Origin of the sequence: Arthrobacter sp. Soil736 (genome assembly GCF_001428005.1) — a bacterium.
In the GTDB taxonomy this organism is placed as follows: domain Bacteria; phylum Actinomycetota; class Actinomycetes; order Actinomycetales; family Micrococcaceae; genus Arthrobacter.
This window is the reverse complement of sequence record NZ_LMSB01000009.1, coordinates 95,429-96,462: the sequence shown is the minus strand read 5'-3', so window position 1 is coordinate 96,462 and position 1,034 is coordinate 95,429. Positions and strand designations below refer to the sequence as shown.

General features: G+C 65.1%; 1 pseudogene. It reads left to right on the top strand.

The features are described from left to right. Positions 1-38 precede the first annotated feature (38 nt). A pseudogene (locus ASG92_RS29650) lies at positions 39-1,034 on the top strand (DDE-type integrase/transposase/recombinase); the annotation flags it as partial.

The window sequence follows — 1,034 nt, the reverse complement described above, 5'->3', positions numbered from 1 at the left end:
CCAGCCAATCTTTGATCGCCGTGCGCGACGATAGTCTGATGAAGAGCAGCAGTCCCGGACCCCGTTCCGGGGGTCCGACGCCGAGGCGATCGATCACCCCGGCCCAGAAACTTGACCACTTGGCCGCCTATGAAGACGCTATTTTGCGAAACGAGGGTGGCGCGTATYTGCGGGAGCAGGGGATCTATTCCWCGCAGATCACCGAGTGGCGCAAACTCCGTGACGCCGGCGTCCTTGAGGGAAAGAAGCCTGGYGAGCGGATTGGCCGGTTGAGTCCGGAGCAGGCCGAGATCGCCCGGCTGCGGCGCGAGATCGAGGACTCGAAACGGCGTCTGGCCACGACGGAGGTGGCGTTGGAGATCATGTCAAAAACGCACGAGCTCTTGGCAGAACTGTCGAAGAGCTCGCGGGACGAACCACCGCACACGAAGCCCTGATGTCCGCCTACCGTAGCCTCACGGCCGCCGCGGTTCCGACCCGGACCGCCGCCCGRCTSGCCGGGGTCGCGCGGGCTACCGCGACCCGGAAGCCGCGCAYGCTGCCGATCCCTACARCCGCGCCGGTGCCGGCGAACAAGCTCGATGCTGCCGAGCGRGCCCGGATCCTGGCGGTGGTGAACTCKRTCCGGTTCGTTGATCTGCCGCCGGTCCAGATCTACGCGGCCCTGCTCGACGAGGGCACGTATCTGGCGTCGATCTCCACCATCTACCGGGTGYTGGCGGAGAACAAGCAGGTCAAGGAACGCCGCCGGCTGGCCCGGCATCCGGCCCGGGCGATCCCGGAACTGGTCGCCACCGGTCCCGGGCAGGTCTACTCGTGGGACATCACAAAGCTTCCCGGGCCCATCAAGGGGAMGTATTTTGACTGCTACGTGATGATCGATATTTACTCCCGCTACATCGTCGGCGCCCATGTCCACGCGTCGGAATCCGGGGAGTTGGCGGTGGAGATGATGAAGGAGATCTTCGGAATCCACGGGACCCCGGAGGTCGTTCATGCCGACCGCGGCACGTCGATGACGAGCAAGACCGTCA